Genomic DNA, 19,381 nt, shown 5'->3' on the forward strand with positions numbered 1-19,381 from the left:
GCGCGAAAATATGAGCGCGTTTTACGAAATAATATTGCCACGGAATTAAGGCGTTAGCGGCAGGGTTTCGCCGCGGCGCAGCACTGCCTGCGCAGCATGGGTGAGGTCTTCGGCGTCGCCCTGATGCGCAGGCAGGGCATGCAGCACGAAGGGCGCCAGAAGCCGCAAGGGCGTCTTGCCCCCCTTGCGCGCGGCCACGATCACCCGCCCCGCCGCACGCCCCTGCCGCGCCGCGATCGGCAGCACCGTGACGGCGCCGCCCTGCCCCGCCAGCGCGACCAGAAGATCGCCCAGCCGGTCGGCGTTCTGGATCAGCGTCAGCCAGCCGCCCGGCTGCAGCCGCCGCATCCCCGCCCGCACCCAATCGGCTAGCGGCGTCGCCTCGCGCTGCGCCCGTTCGCGGCCCGCGTCAGTTGCCGCCGTGCCCCCCGCCGCGGCGAAATAGGGCGGATTGGCGATCACATGATCGTAATTGCGCGCCCGCAGCGCCGCGGGCATCCGCGCCAGATCGCCCTCGAACACCTCGAGCGTCAACCCATTCGCCGCCGCATTGCGCCGCGCCAGATCGGCGTAAGCCGCTTGCAATTCCAGCCCCGCCTGCACCAGACCCGGCACCCGCCAGCCCAGACACAGGCTGGCCACCCCGGCCCCGCAGCCCAGTTCCAGCACCGATTGCCCCGGTTTTGCCCCGCAAGCCGCCGCCAAAAGCACCGGATCCATCGCCGCGCGGTAGCCTTGGCGCGGCTGCGCCACCGTCAGCCGACCATCCAGAAACCGGTCAAACGTGCAGTCCTCGGGGGCAAACATCACTCTTCCCACAGCCCGTTGTCGCGCAAGATCGCCTGCGCCAGGAACCAGTCCGCATCGGCCACCATCACTCTGCGCGGCAAAATGCCGAGGCTGCCGTCCAGAATGCTCATGTGGACGTCCCATTCAAAGGCCGTTATACCCTCGCCCTCAAGAAGGGCTGTCGCAAAGGCGATCCGGACGGGGTCGGTGCTGCGGAAAAGCTCTCTCATGGGCTCGACTTAAGGGCAGGTCTGCCGCGCTGTCGAGACGAAATTGGGCCGGGAAACTGGGAAGGAAGACCGATGAGCCTCGACGACAAGGCGACGAAACCGCACGACCGTCTGGCGCAGGCGCTGGCCGAGGACATGGCGGCGGTGAATGCGCTGATCCGCGAGCGGATGAGTTCGGAACATGCCCCCCGCATCCCCGAGGTCACCGCGCATCTGATCGAGGCGGGCGGCAAGCGGCTGCGGCCGATGCTGACTTTGGCCGCGGCGCGGCTGGTGGGCTATGGCGGGCCGTTCCATGTGCATCTGGCCGCCACCGTCGAATTCATCCACACCGCGACGCTTTTGCATGACGATGTGGTCGACGAAAGCCGCCAGCGCCGCGGCCGTCCGACGGCGAACCTTTTGTGGGACAACAAATCCTCGGTTCTGGTGGGCGATTATCTGTTCGCCCGCTCTTTCCAGCTGATGACCGACACCGGCAACATGCGGGTGATGGAGATCCTGGCGAATGCGTCCGCCGTGATCGCCGAGGGCGAGGTGCTGCAGCTGACGGCGGCGCAGAATCTGGCGACGACCGAGGACATCTATCTGCGGGTGATCCGGGGCAAGACGGCGGCGCTCTTTTCCGCCGCGACCGAGGTGGGCGGCATCATCGGCGGCGCCCCCGAGGATCAGGTGCAGGCGCTTTACGATTATGGCGATGCGCTCGGCATCGCCTTCCAGATCGTCGATGACCTCTTGGATTACGGCGGCAAATCCGCCGAGATCGGCAAGAACACCGGCGACGATTTCCGCGAGCGCAAGCTGACGATGCCGGTGATCAAGGCCGTCGCGCTGGCCGATGATGCGGAACGCGCCTTCTGGACGCGCGTGATCGAAAAGGGCGACCAGCAGGACGGCGATCTGGAACAGGCCATGGCGCTGATGACGAAGCACGGCACGCTCGAAGCCACGCGGCTTGCGGCGATCGGCTGGACCGACACCGCCCGCAAGGCGCTGGCGAAGCTGCCCGATCATCCTTTGCGGCAGATGCTCGACGATCTGGCCGATTACGTCGTCGAACGGGTGCGCTGAGCGCCCCGCCCGAAGCCCCCGGCCGGGCGCCCCTAGGGGCGCTCGGGCCGCAGCAGGATGTAGGTCGCGGTCCGGCGTTCCTCGATCAGCCGCCAGCCCGCCGCGGCAATCGCCGTGACGATCTCGTTGCGACGGCTTTCCCCGGTGGGGCAGAGCGGCACCAGCACATGATCGGCCGCCGCGATCCCCGGCGTGCCGCCGTAATACCAGGGCGCACCGCCCTCGACCGGCTCGAACGGGCCAAAGAGCCACAGAGCCGAAAACAGATCCGCCACCAGCACCCGCGACCCGGCATAGCCCGCCTGCCCCAGATCGGCGGCCGCGGTTTCGAACCAGGCGCCATAGCCCGTCGTCAATTCGCATTCGGGCAGGGTCTCGCCATTCAGCACCGCGGGCTTGCGCGGTGTCTCGGCGCTCGCGCCCTTGGCCGCATAGCCCGCATAGGGCTGGCCCGGCCCATCCGGCGCCACCCGCTGCAGCACCTGATAGATCCGCGGCGCCTCGACCCGCAGGTCGCCATCCTGCGGCCGGGCGGACAGGAACGGCACCGTCGCCTCGGCCCTGGCGAAACCGTGGCGCAGCGGGCTCCAGACCAGATTCGCCGCCGGACCCGCCGCCAGCGCCAAAGCGGCAACGCCGGTGGCCAGCAGACCCTCGCGCATCCGCCAGCCGAACCCGTTCGAGATCATCCCCTCGGGCCGCAGGCTCAGCGCGAAAAGCCCCGCCAGAACCAGCCATTGCGGGTCGTTGCCGTAATTCTGATAGGTGACATAGGCAAAGGCGGGCACCAGCCAGAGCAGCACCAGCCCCTCGGTCCGCCGCTCGGCCTGGCGCAGAAAGATCACCGTGGCCAGAAGCACCAGCGTCGCCGCCACATGTTTCGGCGCCGCCAGCACCTCCGCCAGACTGTCGCCCGGCGCGGCCCGGGTGGCCGAGCCCGCCACGGCCAGAAGGTCACGCAGATAGCCCGCCCAGAACCCAAGCCCCAGCACCGCCGTCACCGCCGCCAGCACCGCAAGCCCGGCCAGAACCGCCACGCCCAGCATGCGGAAATCCCGCCGCACCAGAAGCGCCAGCACGACCGCCGGCGCCAGCGCCACCGCATAGGTGACCTTGACCAGCGCCAGCCCCGCCATCATCGCCCCGATCAGCGCGCCATCCAGCCGGTCCCGCCGCGCCCCGATCGGCGCCAGAACCGCCAGCGGCAGCGCCACATAGGCCATCGCCCAGGACCAGCGGTTGTAATGCATCGACACCGAATTGGCCGGGTGCGTCTCGCCATGCACCAGCGCCAGCACCATGCCCAGCACATAGGCGCCGAACAGCCAGGCCAGCCCACCCGGAAAGCGCGATTGCGCCGCCCGCAGGATCGGCAGGAACAGCACCGCCGCCACCGCAGTCTGCGCCGCCAGGAAGGCATGGCCGAGGCCAAGCCCCGCCTGCACGAAAGCCGCGATCGGCCACAGGCCCGCGATCCCCAGCGGCGTCATGAAATCGCGATGCGGCATCTGGCCCTTTTCGGCCATCCGCAACACCAGATCGGCCAGATGCAGCGTGTCGCCCTCGTGCTGGGTGACGATCAGCCCGCCCGCCCAGAACGGCGCCAGCGCCAGAATCAGGGCGAAAACCGCCAGCCCGCCCGCCAACGGCATCGCGGCCGCTGCTCTTGCCCTGCCTGCCATCCCGGCCTCTCCGCATCTTTTCCCATTTTTGGCCACAATAGCCCGGCAGATTGCGGCTGTGAATCCCGTTGCAATGCGGAAAAGACGAGCCGGAGCAGGACAGATGAACATGATCGCCCCGAATGTGATCGCCCCCACCCCGCCCCGGACGCTTGCCGAAACCGGCCTGAACACGGTGCTGATGCGGGATATCCTGCTCAAGACCATGTTTCGCACCAATATGGATACGGTCAGCGGGCTGGCCCGGCTGATCGCCCTGCCGGTCGCGCTGACCCAGGAACTGGTGGACATGGGCCGCGCCCAGCGGCTGATCGAGGCGATGGGCACGCTGCATGCCAATTCGGGCGGCGAGATGGGCTATCAGCTGACCGACGGCGGCAAGGCCCGCGCACTCGATGCGCTGACGCAATCGGAATATTACGGCGCCATGCCGGTGCCGCTGGCCGACTATGCGCAGCAGATGAAGCGGCAGTCGATCCGCAACATCCAGCTGACCCGGCCGCAGCTGATGGCGGCGATGGGGCATCTGGTGCTGCCGCCGATGCTGATCGACCAGCTTGGGCCTGCGGTCTCCTCGGGGCGGTCGATCCTGATGTATGGCCCGCCCGGCAATGGCAAATCCTCGATCTCGAACGGCATCCGCGATGCGATCGGCGACCGCATCTTCATTCCGCGCGCGGTCGAATATGCCGGGCAGGTGATCGTCGTCTATGACCCGATCGTGCATACCGCCGCCACCGAACAGACCGATGACCCGACGAGCCTGCGCAAATCCGGCAACCGGTTCGATCAGCGCTATGTCTATTGCGACCGGCCGACGGTGATCACCGGGGGGGAGCTTTCGCTCGACATGCTCGACCTGACCTACAACCCCACCGCGCGCACCTATACCGCGCCCTTGCAGATGAAGGCCTCGGGCGGGGTCTTCATCGTCGACGACCTTGGCCGTCAGGCGGAACCGCCGCAAAAACTGGTCAACCGCTGGATCGTGCCGCTGGAAGAAAGCCGCGACATCCTGGCCCTGCAATCGGGCGAAAAGTTCGAAGTGCCCTTTGACACGCTGGTGATCTTTTCCACCAACTTCCACCCGAACCAGATCTTCGACAAGGCGGCGCTGCGGCGGATCTTCTTCAAGATCAAGATCGACGGGCCCAGCCAGGCCGATTACCTGAAGATCTTTTCGCTGGTGGCGAAAAAGCGCGGCATGCCACTGAACGAACAGGCGCTCGTGCATCTGCTGAAGGTGAAATACCCGACGATTCACAACGTCTATGCGAATTATCAGCCGGTCTTCCTGATCGACCAGATGATCGCGATCTGCGACTTCGAAGGCATCCCCTATCAGATGAGCCCGGAGCTGATCGACCGCGCCTGGTCGAACATGTTCGTGCGCGAGGAAGAGATCCAGCACTGACCCCCGCCGGGGGGCTACGGCCTGGCCCGCGCCTTCGGCGCCTCGGGGCTGTTTTCGGCCGGGGGCAGCACCTCGGACAGGCCCAGCGCCAGCACGGCCGGGGCATTCGCCCGCGACACCGGCACCAGCCCGCCGTCCCGCAGCACCAACGCAACCCGCCCCTGTGACCGCGTCACGCCCCGGATCGCCTGCCGCGCCACCCAATGCGACCGGTGCACCTGCAGCCCCTCGACCCCTTCGGCGGCGCAGATCGCATCGGCCATCCGCAGCAGCACGGTTTCCGATCCGGCCTCGGTGACAACCTCGACATAATGATCGCGCATCTGAAGCCGGATCAGCGGCGCCCGCAGCGCCGGGGTCAGCCGGGCCATCAGCCGCGCCGCGGGCTCGGCGCTTGTTGCGGCGGGCGCAACCCGGGCCGCGGGTGCCTCGGGCAGGACGGCCTTCGGCCAGGTCGCCGCCACGACATGGCGCAGGGTCGAGGTGATGATCGACATGATGAAGATATAGCTCATCATCGCCGGGATCGAGGGCACGTTCTGCGCCGGCCCCGCCACCGCCCGCGCCAGCCCGATGAACAGCGGCGTCAGCCCCAGCGTGGCCAGAACGGCGATCAGCGGCGCCTCGGGCCAGAAGGCGCGCAGGCCCCAGTAGTCGCGCACCACCACCCGCAACAGCCCGCCCGCCAGCACGCCAAGGCCGATGGTGATCGGCCAAAAGGCGATGCGCCCGGTCAGCGGAAACAGGGCGGTGCCAAAGGGGCCCGCGACAATCCCGAAAATCGAGGTCACCAGCCAGACCACCGGAATCACCGGATGCAGCATCGCCCGACCATAGGCCCGCAGGAATGTCCGTATGCTTGCAAAAAAGGGCATCGCCCCTCGCCCCATTCCAGAAATCAAACCTTTTCCGGTTGCTAGACCCTGTCTCCAAGGCTTGCAACCGTGATTCTGGTCACATCCGCGCCCCGGTCGGGACATGGCGGGGGGGAAGGGCGGGCCCGGTCGCGCTCAGGCGGTCAGCCCCTCGGGCTCGGCCAGACCATGCGCCCGGCAACAGGCGGTCAGCGTATTGGCCAGAAGACAGGCGATGGTCATCGGCCCGACGCCGCCCGGAACCGGGGTGATCGCCCCCGCCACCTGAACGGCGCTGTCGAAATGCACGTCGCCCACCAGCTTGCCCTTGCCGTCGCGCTCGATCCGGTTGATGCCCACGTCGATCACCGTCGCCCCCGGCTTCACCCAGTCGCCCGGGATCATCTCGGGGCGGCCCACGGCGGCCACAAGGATATCGGCGCGCCGACACACCTCGGCCAGATCCTTGGTGCGCGAATGCGCGATGGTCACGGTGCAGCTGTCGCCCAGCAGCAGTTGCGCCATCGGCTTGCCAACGATGTTGGACCGGCCCACGACCACCGCAGTCAGCCCCGAGAGCGAGCCCAGATGGTCGCGCAGCATCATCAGGCAGCCGAGCGGCGTGCAGGGCACCATCGCCTTCTGCCCGGTGCCCAGAAGCCCGACGTTCGAGATGTGAAACCCGTCCACGTCTTTCGCCGGATCAATCGCATTGATCACCAGATCGGCGTTCAGATGCCCGGGCAGCGGCAGCTGCACCAGAATGCCATGCACCGCCGGATCGGCATTCAGCTTCGCGATCAGCGCCAGAAGATCGGCTTCCGAGGTCTCTGCAGGCAGCTTGTGCTCATAGGAGTTCATCCCGACTTCGCGGGTCTGGATGCCCTTGTTCTTGACGTAAACCTGGCTCGCCGGGTCTTCGCCCACCAGCACCACGGCCAGACCCGGGGTCAGGCCGTTCACCTCCTGCAGCCGCGCCACATGGGCCGCGACCTCGGCCCGCACCTTGGCCGCGAACGCCTTGCCGTCGATGATCTTCGCGCTCAAATTCCGTCTCCCTTGCCCAGAACCCGCTCTTCGCGGGCGATCGACCATTCCACCATCATCCGCCACATCGCCTCGATCAGCTCGGGGTCCATCCCCCGGGCCTCGGCGGCGGTGCGCGCATTGCCCACCACTTCCTCGACCCGCGCCTTGATCCGCGCGGGCATGCCCTCGGCGGGCTTGAGTTCGGCGGCACGGTCGATGAACCGCGCCCGATCGGCCAGCAGCGCCACGATGCGCAGATCCAGCGCGTCGATCTCGGCCCGCAGTTCGGCCATCGAGGTGATTTCGGAGGGCTCTTTCATTCGGCAAGTTCCGCTTTTATGCCCCGCTCCTATCGCACCTTGTCGCCCGCTTCTCAACCCCGCCTCAGAACAACCCCTCGATCTCGCCTGCGGCATCAAGGCGGATGGTTTCCGCCGCCGGATGCCGCGGCAGGCCCGGCATCGTCATGATCTCGCCGCAGATCGCCACCACGAAGCCCGCGCCCGCCGCAAGCCGCACCTCGCGCAGCGGAATCCGGTGCCCGGTGGGGGCGCCGCGCAATTCGGGATCGGCGGAAAAGGAATATTGCGTCTTCGCCATGCAGATCGGCAGATGGCCATGGCCCGCCGCCTCCCAGGCGGCGAGCTGCGCCAGCACGGCCTTGTCCGCCGTCACCCCCTCGGCGTGATAGATGCGCCGCGCGATCGTCTCGATCTTGTAGAAAAGGCCCATGTCGTCGGGGTAAAGCGGCGCAAAGCGGCTCTCGGTGGCGCACAACTCCACCACCTTGCGCGCCAGATCGGCGGCCCCCGGCCCGCCCTCGGACCAGTGCCGACAGGGGATCGCGGCAACGCCAAGGCCCGCGGCATGATCGACAATCGCCGCGACCTCGGCCGGGGTATCGGCGTCAAAGGCGTTGATCGCCACCACCACGGGCACGCCGAAACCGCGGGTATTGGCGATGTGACGGCCAAGATTCGCACAGCCGCGCCGCACCGCCCCCACATCCTCGCGGTTCAGATCCTCCCTGGCCACCCCGCCATGCATCTTCATCGCCCGCACCGTGGCCACGATCACCGCCGCGGCAGGCTGCAACCCGGCCTTGCGGCATTTGATGTCAAAGAACTTCTCCGCCCCCAGATCGGCGCCGAACCCCGCCTCGGTCACGACGTAATCGGCCAGCCGCAGCGCGGTTTTCGTGGCGATGACCGAATTGCAGCCATGCGCGATATTGGCAAAGGGCCCGCCATGCACGAAAGCCGGGGTATGCGCGATCGTCTGCACCAGATTGGGCTGCAGCGCGTCTTTCAGCAGCACCACCATCGCGCCATCGGCGCCGATGTCGCGGCAGGTCACGGCCGTCTTGTCGCGCCGATAGGCCACGACGATCCGGCCCAGACGCTCCTGCAGATCGGCCAGATCCTCGGCCAGACACAGACAGGCCATGACCTCCGAGGCCACGGTGATGTCAAAGCCGGTCTGGCGCGGAGAGCCGTTCGACACCCCGCCCAAGCCCACCACCACCTCGCGCAGCGCGCGGTCGTTCATATCCATCACGCGCCGCCACACGACGCGACGTTCGTCGATCTCCAGCGCATTGCCCCAGTAAAGATGATTGTCGATCATCGCCGCCAGCAGGTTGTGCGCCGCGGTGATGGCGTGGAAATCGCCGGTGAAATGCAGGTTGATGTCTTCCATCGGCAGCAGCTGCGACAGCCCGCCCCCCGCCGCGCCGCCCTTCATCCCGAAATTAGGGCCAAGCGAGGCCTCGCGCAGGCAGATCGCCGCCCGGTGGCCCAGATGCGCCAGCGCGTCCCCCAGACCGACCGTGGTCGTCGTCTTGCCCTCGCCCGCAGGGGTCGGGCTGACCGCGGTGACCAGGATCAGCTTGCCCGGCGGCCGGTCCGACAGCGTGGCGATGAAGGCGGCATCGACCTTGGCCTTGTCGCGCCCATAGGGGATCAGCGCCGTCTCGGGAAGGCCCAGCCGCGCGCCGATCTCGGGGATGGGGCGTTTCTCGGCCGCCCGGGCGATCTCGATATCGGTTCTGACGGCCATGCGGTCCTCTCCTTTTGGCTTCGCACGCGGCGGCCTGCCCTGTCCGGCAAGCTAGCCGCAACTTCCCCCGGGGCGGCCCGCATTTGCGACGCCGCAAGACCCGAATCCGCCCCACCCCTGCTAGATCGCACCGATTTTGCGCGGCGACAAATGGCCGCAGGCCCCGGCCTTGTCCGGCAACCGCAGATTGACCACCCTGCGCGGCATCTTCCATTCGAATTGACAGGCAGAGGATCGGGATGACGGACAACATTTATTATGTCGAGGATTTCGTAACCGGCGGAAATACGGTCACGATCACCGATGACGGCACCGGAATTGACTGGCTGGTCTTGCGCAATTCCAATGACAGCAATGCGATCAGCCTGTCCTGGTGGTCGGTGCGGGGCGTCAGCACCGAAGCCGAATCGCTTTACTGGATCGACAATATCGCCTCGGAGCTGATCGTGATCGGCCGGATCGAGAACGCCCGCGGTGCCGTGGGCGAAGACTGGATCCGCGGCAACGAACTGGGCAACGTGCTTTTCGGCGACGCTCTGGCCGACGGGGCGGGCGGCATGGACACGCTGGACGGGGCCGAGGGCAACGACACGATCTATGGCGGCACCGGCAACGACGACATCCTCGGCGGCACGGGCAATGACCTGCTGTTCGGCAATGCGGACAACGACACGATCCTGGGTGGCGCGGGCAGCGACACGATCTTTGGCGGCAGCGGCGCCGACTGGCTGGACGGCGGCGCGAACCGGGGCGATCTGCTCAGCTACGCCCAGTCCTCCGACGGGGTGCAGATGTCGCTGAGCTACGGCACGACCACGCGCGGCACCGGGGGCGAGGCCGAGGGCGATCGCATCACCGGCTTCTTCGACCTGATCGGCAGCGCGCATGACGACAGGCTCTTCGACGCCATCGCCACCACGCTCTCGCAGGGACGCAACGCCAATATCTTCGACGGCGGGCTCGGCAATGACCTGCTGTCGATGGGCGGCGGCAACGATACCGCGCTGGGGGGCCGCGGCAATGACACGATCCAGGGCGGCAACGGCAACGACCTGCTCGATGGCGGCATCGGCCGCGACGTGATCCAGGCGGGTAACGGCAATGACAGCATGACCGGCGGGCTTGGCACCGACCGGATCAGCGGCGGCGCCGGCCGGGACCGGATCGACGGCGGCGACGGCAACGACACGCTGATGGGGGATGCGGGCGATGACGTGCTGATTTCGGGCCGCGGCTCCGATCTGCTGACCGGCGGGATCGGCGCCGACCGGTTCGTCTTCGTGAATGTCTTCGACAGCAGCGCGGGCGCGGGCTTCGACACGATCACCGATTTCAAGGCCGCCGAGGGCGACCGGATCGACCTCTCCGGCATCGACGCGAACCGCCATGCCGCCGGGGATGTCGCCTTCACCTTCCTCGGCACCGGGACCTTCACCGGCGCCGGGGCGGAACTGCGCGTCGTCGCGGTGGCAGAGGGCTGGCGGGTGCTGGGCGATCTGGACGGCGACCGCACCGCCGATTTCATCCTGACCCTTGCGGGCAGCGAACTTCCCGTTCCGCAGGCAGAGCATTTCCTGCTCTGACCCGCGGCCGCGAAACAAGAAACCTGCGCCAGAGGCTCTGGCGCAGGTTTTCCTTTTGGCCCCGTGGCGCTGCCGATCAGGCGTTCGGCTCGGGCGCGATGCCGGGCTTGGCCACCGGTTTCGTGCGCGGCAGCGAGGTCACCGTGGGCAGGCTGCCCGAGGGGCGGTCATCGCCCCCGCCCAGCGGCTCGCCCGCCATCACCTTGCGGATCTCGTCGCCGGTGAGCGTCTCGTATTCCAGAAGCCCCTGCGCCAGACGTTCCCATTCCTCGCGGTTTTCCTCAAGGATGCGGCGCGCCTCGATATAGCCGTTCTCGATCAGGGCACGGACCTCTTCCTCGATCAGCTCCTTGGTCTTGGTCGAGACCGAGAAGCCCGCGGTATTGCCCTGATAGCCCTCATGCGCTTCGGAATAGTCGATGTTGCCGACCTTGTCCGACATGCCCCAGCGCATCACCATCGCCCGCGCAATCGCGCTGGCCTGCATGATGTCGCCCGCCGGGCCGTTCGAGACCGCCTCTTCGCCCCATTTCAGGATCTCGGCCGCCTTGCCCGCCATGGTCATGGCGATCTTCTGCTTGGCCTCGTCCTTGTGATAGTTCAGCCGGTCCATTTCGGGCAGCGACACCACCATCCCCAGCGCCTGACCGCGCGGAATGATCGTCGCCTTGTAGACCGGATCGCATTTCGGCAGCTTCAGACCGACGACGGCATGCCCGGCCTCGTGATAGGCGGTCATTTCCTTTTGCTCGGGGGTCAGCACCATCGAGCGCCGCTCGACCCCCATCATCACCTTGTCCTTGGCGTTTTCGAAATCTTCCATCGTGACGAAGCGTCGGCCGACACGGGCCGCCATCAGCGCGGCTTCGTTCACCAGGTTGGCCAGATCGGCGCCCGAGAAACCGGGGGTGCCGCGGGCAATCGTGCGCAGATCGACATCCGGGCCGCGCGGAACCTTGTTGGCATGCACCGACAGGATCTTTTCGCGGCCCTTGATATCGGGGTTCGGCACGTGGATCTGCCGGTCGAAGCGGCCGGGGCGCAAGAGCGCGGGATCGAGCACGTCTTTCCGGTTTGTCGCGGCGACGATGATGATCCCTTCATTCGCCTCGAACCCGTCCATCTCGACCAGAAGCTGGTTCAGCGTCTGTTCGCGCTCATCGTTGCCGCCGCCGATACCCACACCGCGGGCCCGGCCCACCGCGTCGATTTCGTCGATGAAGACGATGCAGGGCGCGTTCTTCTTCGCCTGATCGAACATGTCCCGGACACGGCTGGCGCCGACGCCCACGAACATCTCGACGAAGTCCGAGCCCGAGATGGTGAAGAAGGGCACGCCCGCCTCGCCCGCAATCGCACGCGCCAGCAGGGTTTTCCCTGTGCCGGGCGGGCCGACCAGCAGCGCGCCTTTCGGGATCTTGCCGCCCAGACGGCTGAATTTCTGCGGATTGCGCAGGAATTCGACGATCTCTTCCAGCTCTTCCTTGGCCTCGTCGATGCCTGCGACATCGTCAAAGGTCACGCGGCCGTGCTTTTCGGTCAGAAGCTTGGCCTTGGACTTGCCAAAGCCCATCGCCCCGCCTTTGCCACCGCCCTGCATCCGGTTCATGAAGAAGACCCAGAGCCCGATCATCACGAGGAAGGGCAGCCAGACGCCCAGGATCGACATCAGCCCCGATTGCTGCTGCTTGACCACATTCACCGCGACGCCCTTGGCGATCAGCTTTTCCGCGATCTCGTCGGATTCGGGTTTGACGGTCGAATAATTGTCGCCCTTGCCGTCCTGATAGCGCACATCCTCGCCATCAAGCTGCACCTGCTTCACGTCGCCCTTGTCCACGGCGGCGATGAAGTCGGAATAGGACACTTGCCGGGCATTGAGCGGCCCCTGCCCGCTGCCGAGCAGGTTGAACAGCACCAGGATGAGCACGAAGAGCAAGGCCCAGAAGGCGATGTTGCGCAGATTGCCCAAGAGAAACCTCCGAAGAATGACAGGGCACCGCATGGGGGCGGTGCCGTTGATGTGAAAATAGGGATTAAGTGCGCAGGTTCAACGCCTGATTGGAGCGGATGTGAAGCTTGGCCGCAACAGATGCGCCTCATAGCCGTTTTTCAGCCCCGCCAGCGGCGCCGAAACCAGCCGATCGCCCGCCCAGACCGCGGGAGAGGCCAGCAGCGTCGGACGTGGCAGACCGGTTGCGCGCCAGTGCCTTGCCTGCGCCAGCCCCCCGGCACCAAGCGCGGCGAGGGTCAGTTCCGGCGCGGGGGGCCCCTCGATCCGCCAGCGGTCCCAGGGCTGGCCAAAGGGCACCTGCAGCCCCGCCACCGCCCGCGCCTCGCGGGTGATGCGCAACTCGGTGTCGCTGAGGGTGATGCGGCAGCCATGCAGGGTCCGGTCCCGCCGCGCCCGCCACGAGGCCAGGACATCCGCCACCTTTGCGGCCCGCGGCGCGTAGTCGGCCCCCGAGACCCAGAGCAGCGCCGCATTGATCACGCGCCGCTGCATCTCGGGGCCGAATTCGTGGTCAAGCCCCTGCGTCGAAATCACCACATCGCCGGAAATGACCCGCACATGCGCGCGGATCAACAGCGACAGCCCGACCCCCACCGCCCCCTCGGTCATGGCGATGTTCTGCGCCACGGCGTTGAGGGTCTCGACGCCGATCCCCAGGGGGGCCAGCACTTTCAACGCCTTGCGCGCCTTGACCCGTTCGAAGCGGTCGTCAAGGTTGCTGGGGTCTTCGATCCAGCCGATGCCCGCCCGCGTCAAATGGGCGCGCAGATCGGCGCGGCTGTGCCCCAGGAACGGGCGATGCCAGACCACCCCCTCGGCCTCGAAATCGGGGCGCATCCCCGCCAGCCCCTCGGTCCCGGAGGCACGGGCAAGGCGCATCAGGAAGGTCTCGGCCTGATCGTCGGCGGTATGGCCCAGCGCCACCTGCCCGATGCCCCGCCCCCGCGCCCAGTCGCCGATCAGCCGCAACCGGGCACGGCGGGCGGCATCCATCAGATTGCCCGTGGCCTGCGTGCCGTCCCAGTGCAAGGTGGTGTGGGGAATGCCGCGATCGGCACAGAACCGGGCAACGAAGGCCGACTCGGCCGCCGCCTCGGGGCGCAGCCCGTGGTTCACGGTGACCGCCTCGACCGGATGCACGGCCGAAATCAGCGACAGCGTCGCCATCGAATCGGAACCGCCCGAAACGGCAATGCCGATCGGGCGGGACGGGGGCCTGCCGCCCGCAAACAGAAAGGCCGTCTCGGCAAGCCGCCGCAATGGCCCGTCATCGGGGGGCATCGCGCCCGCTGCGACGGCGGCAAACCGCGCCGCCGAGCGGGTTTCGACATCGCTCACGGACAGCCAAGCGACGCCTGCGCCGCAGCCACCTTGCCCGCCGCCTCCGAAGCCGGAAACCGCGCCGGAACCTCGGCCAAGGTCGCACAGGCCTCGGTCTTCTGCCCCAGCGTGCCCAAGGCCTTGCCCAGTTCCAGCAGGTCATCGGCCGCGCGCTTGCCCTCGGGCTCGGCCGAGAAACCGTCCAGCCAAGCCCGCGCAGCGCCGGGAACATCGCCCGCCTTCATCAGCGCCTCGCCGCGCAGATAGCCCGCGTCGCCGGTCAGGGGGCCGCCCGGATAGGTTTCGGCAAAGGTCTTAAAGAGGTCCGCAGCGGCGCGAAAGTCACCTTGATCGAGCACCCCCTTGGCCCGATCAAAGTCCGCTTGTTCGTTCATCGCCATGCTGCCGCCCGAAGCGGCCGCCCCGCCCGAAGCGACCGGAGCCGCCGCCGCAGGGGCCGCGCCGCCCAGCGGCTGCGCCTGCCCGACACTGGCGGGATCGCAGCCCTCTTCCAGTTCGCAGACCCGGAATTCCAGATCGCCCACCCGGTTGGTGCCGTCCTTGACGACCTTGTCCACCCGGTCCTTGAGCTGTTCGGTCATCGCGGTGAGGCGGGTCAGCTCCGCCTCCATCGTGTCCATGCGTTGCAGCGCCGAGGCCCCGCCCGCCGCCTGCAAACCGCTGGCGCCAGACGCGACCAGTTCGCTGCGCAGATCCTGCAGCTGCGCCGACACCTGCGCGAGTTCCGCGCGGATATCGGCCAGCGTCTGTTTGTCGGCCGCAAAGGCGGGCGCGGCCAGCGCCAGCACCAGAGCCGTCCCCAGCATCACCCGCCGCATCTGCCTCAGCTCCCGGCGCCGACCGAGATCACGGTCACCGCGCGACGGTTCTGCGAGAAGCAGCTCTCCGAGGCGCAGGTCGCCAGCGGGCGTTCCTTGCCATAAGACACGGTGCGCAGCCGGTCAGCCGAAACCCCCTGCGAGATCAGATATTGCTGCACCGAGCTGGCGCGACGGGCGCCAAGCGCAAGGTTGTATTCGCGCGTGCCCTGTTCGTCGGCATGGCCTTCGATGATCGCGGCGTAGTTGCCATGGCTGTTGAGCCATTGCGCCTGCCCCGACAGCGTCGTGCGGGCCTCGTCGGTCAGGGTCGATTGATCGACGACGAAGCGCACGGTGTCGCCCACCTTGCCCGAGAAATAGGCGGGCGAATTCGGGTCGTTGATCGAGCCCTGCGTCACCGAGCCGTCGCCATAGGCGCCGCCCGGATCGACCACGCCATTCGCCCCGTTCTTCGAAGGGTTGTTGCAAGCCGCCAGCGCGATCATCGCGAGGCCGAACGCCGCTTTCGTTGCAAGATGCATGATATACCGCCTTTTGTTGGTTATGCCCTTTGGGCACACAGTATCAGGTTTGGCCGCGCTTGGGAATCAGGGCAGAAGCGGCCCCCAGGTCGGGTCCGAGGCCCCGCCCACGCCCGCAACCGCCTTCAGGTTGCGCCCGGTGATGTCGACCGTATACATTTTCGCCCCCCCGGCCGCGCCGGGGCTTTCGCGGGTGAACATGAGCACGCGGCCGTTCGGCGCCCAGGTCGGGCCCTCGTCCAGATAAGAGGCCGTCAGGTCGCGCTCTTCCGAGCCGTCAGTGCGCATCACGCCGATGAAGAAGCGCCCGCCCGATTGCTTGGTATAGGCGATCAGATCGCCGCGCGGCGACCAGACCGGCGTGCCATAGCGGCCATCGCCGTTCGAGATCCGCACCGGCTCGCCGCCGCTGGCCGACATCACATAGATCTGCTGCGAGCCCGAGCGGTCGCTTTCAAAGACGATCTGGCTGCCGTCCGGGCTGTAAGAGGGCGCGGTTTCGATCGCGGGCGAATTGGTCAGCCGTTCGACGCTGCCGCCCGAGACCGACATCCGATACAGGTCGGTGTTGCCGTTCTGCTCCAGCGAATAGACGATCGAGCCGCCATCGGGCGAGAACCGCGGCGAGAAGGTCATCGTGCCCGGCACTTCGGGCAGCAGCTGACCGGCCGCATTGCCGACCGACATCATCTTGATGCGCGGAAAGCCGGTCTCGAAAGTGGTGTAAAGGATGCGATCCCCTTGCGGCGAGAACCGCGGCGCCAGCACGATGGTCGAGCTGTCGGTCAGGTAATTCACGTTCTCGCCATCATAATCCATGATGGCAAGCCGCTTCTGGCGCTTGTCCTTCGGCCCGGATTCCGAGACGAAGACCACCCGGCTGTCGAAATAGCCGCTTTCGCCGGTGATGCGCGCATAGATCACATCGGCGACCTTGTGCGCCAGCCGCCGCCAGCTTTGGGGGCTGGCCGCCAGCTGCTGGCCGTCGCCCAGCTGGGTGTTGCCGTAAACGTCATGGAGGCGGAATTTCACCACCACCTTGCCGCCCGACATGCCGACCGAGCCGTTGATCAGCGCCTGCGCGTTGATCGCCTGCCAGTCGGCATAGCTGACCGGCGTGTCGAAGCTGCCGAAGCGCTGGATATGCGCGGCCTCGGGGATTTCGCGGAACAGGCCGGTGCCCGACAGGTCGTCGGCGATCACCCGGGTGATCTGGCTGGCCAGAGAGCCCGCGCCCTCGTCCACGAAGGTGGGCAACGCATAGGGAAGGGGCTCGATCACGCCCTCGTCCAGTTCGATGCGCAGCGGGCCCTGCTGGGCCGCCGCCATTCCCGTTGTCAGCATCAGCGCCGCCGCCGCGGCCAAAATCCAACGCACCATGTTCCGTCCTCGTCCGGGCCTTGCGCCCTGTTCTATCCGTGTTTTCAGCCGCCCGTCATCACAAGCGCCTGACCGCCCGCGGTTGCCCGCTATTTCATCCGCATCTTCGTCGGGTTGAAGACGATCTCGATCTGTTGCCACCAGCCGAATTTCTCGGCCGGAAGCGGGAACCCATCCGAACCGCAGCGCACGATCGCCCGCCGCGCCGCTTCAAACGCCTGCCGCGCCGCCGTGTCCGAGCCCCCCGTGGCCTCGACCATCTTGATCGAGCTGACCACCGGTTTGCCGTTTTCCTGCATGTCGACGCGCACCGTGACCGTGGTCCGCAGCGCCTCCGACGACAGCGCGCCGACGTTCCAGCAGGCCTTCACATCGACGATCAGCGCCTCTTTCTCGCCCGCCGTCACCGGGGGGCCGTTCTTGGCAATGCCAAGCCCGCCGCTGCCGGTGTCGTTGCTGGGGCTGTCCTCGCCCATCGCCTCGGCCAAAGCATCGGCGACCGCATCCGAACTGGCGGGTTTCGCGGCGGCGGGTTTCGCCGGTTTGTCGGTCTTCGGCTTGGCCGGTTTGTCTGCCGGTTTTTCGGCGGGCGCATCCGCGGCCGCGGCGGTCTCGGTTTCCGCGGGCGGCGTCACCGCGGGCTTGGCCGGTTTCTTCGGCGGCCGCGGCGAGGATTTCGGCGCCGAGGTGGTCTCTTCCTCGACCGGCTTCGTTTCCTCGGGCACGATCTCGGTCGCGGCCTCGGGCGGCGCGGCCTCTTCCTTCGGCTTTTCCGCCGGTTTCTCGGGCTCCGGTTGTTCCTCGGGCTTCGTTTCCGGCTCGGCCAGTTCCGAGACCTGCGCATCGGGCGCGGGCGCCTCGGCCGGTTTCGGCGCCACGCGCTGCGCCGGTTTCGGCTGCGGGCGCGGCGAGAAATCGGGCGCGTCGGTGTCTTGCGGTTCCTCGACCGGCGGCATCATCGAGGGGGGCACCTCGGTCACCTCGGCGGGCGGCGTCGGCGGCACCATTTCCGAAAGATCCGGCGGCGGCTCGGGCTTGGGTTCGGGCGGCACCGGCTGCTCGGGCTCGGCCTCGGGGGTCGGCGCCTCCTCGGCCGGGGGTTCTTCGGGGGCGGGCTCGGCCGCCGGCTCCTCGGGCTGCGCGGGGGCCGCCCGGCCCGCCTTCGGCGCCGCCGCCTGCATCGCGGCGAATTCGGCCTCGGAGATCATCCCGGCCGGTTTGATTTCGACGGGCTCGTTCGGCTCGGGGGTGAACCATGCCGTGCCGATGATCGCCCAGAGGATCACCGCAACATGCAGTGCCGCCGAGACGCCCGTGCCGATCCGTTCCGCCCGATCCATGCGCATGGCGCGCCTCAGTTCCCTGTTTTGGCCGCAGTGCCAGTTTGTGCCGTGCCGCCGGTCAGCGTCGGCCCGCCCGGGTCGGTCACGAGGATGATATTGGCAAAGCCCCCGGCGTTCAGCGCGCCCATGATCTCGACCACGCGGGCATAGGGAATGCCGCCATCGGCGCGCAGGAAGACCTTGTCGCTTTCCCGCTCGGCCGAGACGGCGCGCAGCCGGTTCACCAACTCTTCCTCGGGCACGGGTTCGTTCATCAGCGAGATCGTGCCATCCAGCTGCAACGAAATCGCCAGCGGCTCTTCCTGTTCGGTCGGCACCGCCTTGGCGGCGGTCTTCGGCAGTTCCAGCGGCACGCCCACGGTCATCATCGGCGCCGCGACCATGAAGATGATCAGCAGCACCAGCATCACGTCGACCATCGGCGTGACGTTGATTTCGGCCATGACGGCATGTTTGCCCTTGCCGCCGCGGCGGCGTCGGCCGCCGCCTCCGCCCTTTTTCATCACCCCCGCGCCCATCGCTTAAGCGTCCAGCTGGCGCGAAAGGATGGTCGAGAATTCGTCGGCGAAGGCCTCGTAACCCGAGGTGATCTTGTCGGCGTCGGACGAGAGCTTGTTATAGGCGATGACCGCCGGGATGGCGGCGACAAGACCGATGGCCGTGGCCACCAGCGCCTCGGAAATCCCCGGCGCGACGACCGCAAGCGAGGTGTTTTGCGAAATCGCGATTTCCTCGAAGGCGACCTTGATCCCCCAGACCGTGCCGAACAGCCCGACAAAGGGCGCGGTCGAGCCGACGGTGGCGAGGAAGGACAGGCCCGAATTCAGCGCCTCGCCTTCTTTCGCAATCGCCACATCCATCGAGCGTTCGATGCGCGCCTGCGCCCCGGTGATCAACTCGCCATCATGGCGGTGGCTGCGGCGCCATTCCAGCATGCCCGCGGCAAAGATGCGCTGGGAGGCGCCATCGGGGGCCGGTCCGATCTGGTCGAAAAGTTCGTCAAGCGGTTCGCCCGACCAGAAGGCGCGGTCGAAGGCATCGGCCTCGGCGCGGGCGGCCCGGAACGAGATATACTTGCGGATCATGATCGACCACGACCAGAAACTGGCCAGGGTGAGCACGATCATCACAAGTTTCACGGTCAGCGAGGCGCGCAGGAAAAGCGCAAGCAAGGAGAAATCCATCTCCGGCGCCGCTGCCGCCATGGCAAGGGTTTGCTGGTCCATTGGTCACTGCTCTCATACGGGT

18 protein-coding genes are annotated in these 19,381 nt (G+C 67.3%); 3 read left to right on the top strand and 15 right to left on the bottom strand.

Annotated features, from left to right (window positions below):
* Positions 1-45: 45 nt before the first annotated feature.
* Positions 46-807, bottom strand: coding sequence for a tRNA1(Val) (adenine(37)-N6)-methyltransferase (locus ACTTAG_RS16625; protein ID WP_444463308.1), 762 nt, complete (start codon positions 805-807; stop codon positions 46-48).
* On the bottom strand, positions 807-1,019 hold the full coding sequence (locus ACTTAG_RS16630) for a putative signal transducing protein (RefSeq protein ID WP_444463309.1): 213 nt from the start codon (positions 1,017-1,019) through the stop codon (positions 807-809). Before ACTTAG_RS16630 ends, ACTTAG_RS16625 begins: the two co-directional genes overlap by 1 nt.
* Before the next feature lie 72 nt (positions 1,020-1,091).
* Between ACTTAG_RS16630 and ACTTAG_RS16635 the strand changes: the two genes are divergently transcribed.
* Positions 1,092-2,093 (top strand): polyprenyl synthetase family protein, encoded by a 1,002-nt coding sequence (locus ACTTAG_RS16635; RefSeq protein ID WP_444463310.1) that lies wholly within the window; start codon positions 1,092-1,094, stop codon positions 2,091-2,093.
* 32 nt (positions 2,094-2,125) lie between these two features.
* On the opposite strand, the gene ACTTAG_RS16640 is transcribed toward ACTTAG_RS16635, so the two are convergent.
* Complete coding sequence (locus tag ACTTAG_RS16640) at positions 2,126-3,745, bottom strand: hypothetical protein (protein ID WP_444463311.1); 1,620 nt, start codon at positions 3,743-3,745, stop codon at positions 2,126-2,128.
* 133 nt (positions 3,746-3,878) lie between these two features.
* Here ACTTAG_RS16640 and ACTTAG_RS16645 point away from each other — a divergent pair, with 133 nt between their 5' ends.
* A complete protein-coding gene (locus tag ACTTAG_RS16645; protein ID WP_444463312.1) occupies positions 3,879-5,189 on the top strand; it encodes an ATPase in 1,311 nt (436 codons plus the stop codon).
* A gap of 14 nt (positions 5,190-5,203) precedes the next feature.
* Here the strand turns inward: ACTTAG_RS16645 and ACTTAG_RS16650 are convergent, their stop codons facing one another.
* The 4 genes from ACTTAG_RS16650 to ACTTAG_RS16665 form a co-directional block, all read right to left on the bottom strand.
* On the bottom strand, positions 5,204-6,064 hold the full coding sequence (locus tag ACTTAG_RS16650) for a LytTR family DNA-binding domain-containing protein (RefSeq protein ID WP_444463313.1): 861 nt from the start codon (positions 6,062-6,064) through the stop codon (positions 5,204-5,206).
* Positions 6,065-6,199: 135 nt separating this feature from the next.
* Complete coding sequence (gene folD / locus ACTTAG_RS16655) at positions 6,200-7,090, bottom strand: bifunctional methylenetetrahydrofolate dehydrogenase/methenyltetrahydrofolate cyclohydrolase FolD (RefSeq protein WP_444463314.1); 891 nt, start codon at positions 7,088-7,090, stop codon at positions 6,200-6,202.
* A complete protein-coding gene (locus ACTTAG_RS16660; RefSeq protein WP_444463315.1) occupies positions 7,087-7,392 on the bottom strand; it encodes a chorismate mutase in 306 nt (101 codons plus the stop codon). The genes folD and ACTTAG_RS16660 overlap by 4 nt, the downstream gene beginning before the upstream one ends.
* Before the next feature lie 64 nt (positions 7,393-7,456).
* Positions 7,457-9,130, bottom strand: coding sequence for a formate--tetrahydrofolate ligase (locus tag ACTTAG_RS16665; protein WP_444463316.1), 1,674 nt, complete (start codon positions 9,128-9,130; stop codon positions 7,457-7,459).
* 239 nt (positions 9,131-9,369) lie between these two features.
* Between ACTTAG_RS16665 and ACTTAG_RS16670 the strand changes: the two genes are divergently transcribed.
* A complete protein-coding gene (locus ACTTAG_RS16670; protein WP_444463317.1) occupies positions 9,370-10,713 on the top strand; it encodes a calcium-binding protein in 1,344 nt (447 codons plus the stop codon).
* A 76-nt stretch (positions 10,714-10,789) separates the two neighbouring features.
* On the opposite strand, the gene ftsH is transcribed toward ACTTAG_RS16670, so the two are convergent.
* The 8 genes from ftsH to tolQ form a co-directional block, all read right to left on the bottom strand.
* A complete protein-coding gene (gene ftsH, locus ACTTAG_RS16675) occupies positions 10,790-12,685 on the bottom strand; it encodes an ATP-dependent zinc metalloprotease FtsH (protein ID WP_444463318.1) in 1,896 nt (631 codons plus the stop codon).
* A 78-nt stretch (positions 12,686-12,763) separates the two neighbouring features.
* Positions 12,764-14,065, bottom strand: coding sequence for a tRNA lysidine(34) synthetase TilS (tilS, locus tag ACTTAG_RS16680; RefSeq protein WP_444463319.1), 1,302 nt, complete (start codon positions 14,063-14,065; stop codon positions 12,764-12,766).
* Complete coding sequence (gene ybgF / locus ACTTAG_RS16685) at positions 14,062-14,886, bottom strand: tol-pal system protein YbgF (protein WP_444463320.1); 825 nt, start codon at positions 14,884-14,886, stop codon at positions 14,062-14,064. The genes tilS and ybgF overlap by 4 nt, the downstream gene beginning before the upstream one ends.
* A gap of 5 nt (positions 14,887-14,891) precedes the next feature.
* Positions 14,892-15,410 (bottom strand): peptidoglycan-associated lipoprotein Pal, encoded by a 519-nt coding sequence (gene pal / locus ACTTAG_RS16690; protein WP_444463321.1) that lies wholly within the window; start codon positions 15,408-15,410, stop codon positions 14,892-14,894.
* 66 nt (positions 15,411-15,476) lie between these two features.
* Entirely contained in the window at positions 15,477-16,790 is a 1,314-nt protein-coding gene (gene tolB / locus ACTTAG_RS16695) for a Tol-Pal system beta propeller repeat protein TolB (protein WP_444463322.1), read from the bottom strand.
* 89 nt (positions 16,791-16,879) lie between these two features.
* The gene (locus ACTTAG_RS16700) at positions 16,880-18,136 is read right to left on the bottom strand and encodes a cell envelope biogenesis protein TolA (RefSeq protein ID WP_444463323.1); all 1,257 of its coding nucleotides are present in this window, start codon (positions 18,134-18,136) and stop codon (positions 16,880-16,882) included.
* An 8-nt stretch (positions 18,137-18,144) separates the two neighbouring features.
* Positions 18,145-18,651, bottom strand: coding sequence for an ExbD/TolR family protein (locus tag ACTTAG_RS16705; RefSeq protein ID WP_444463324.1), 507 nt, complete (start codon positions 18,649-18,651; stop codon positions 18,145-18,147).
* Between the two features lie 3 nt (positions 18,652-18,654).
* The gene (gene tolQ / locus ACTTAG_RS16710) at positions 18,655-19,359 is read right to left on the bottom strand and encodes a protein TolQ (RefSeq protein ID WP_444463325.1); all 705 of its coding nucleotides are present in this window, start codon (positions 19,357-19,359) and stop codon (positions 18,655-18,657) included.
* Positions 19,360-19,381 lie beyond the last annotated feature (22 nt).

This window comes from Rhodobacter capsulatus, assembly GCF_052363185.1.
GTDB classification, from domain to species: Bacteria; Pseudomonadota; Alphaproteobacteria; order Rhodobacterales; family Rhodobacteraceae; genus Rhodobacter; species Rhodobacter capsulatus_E.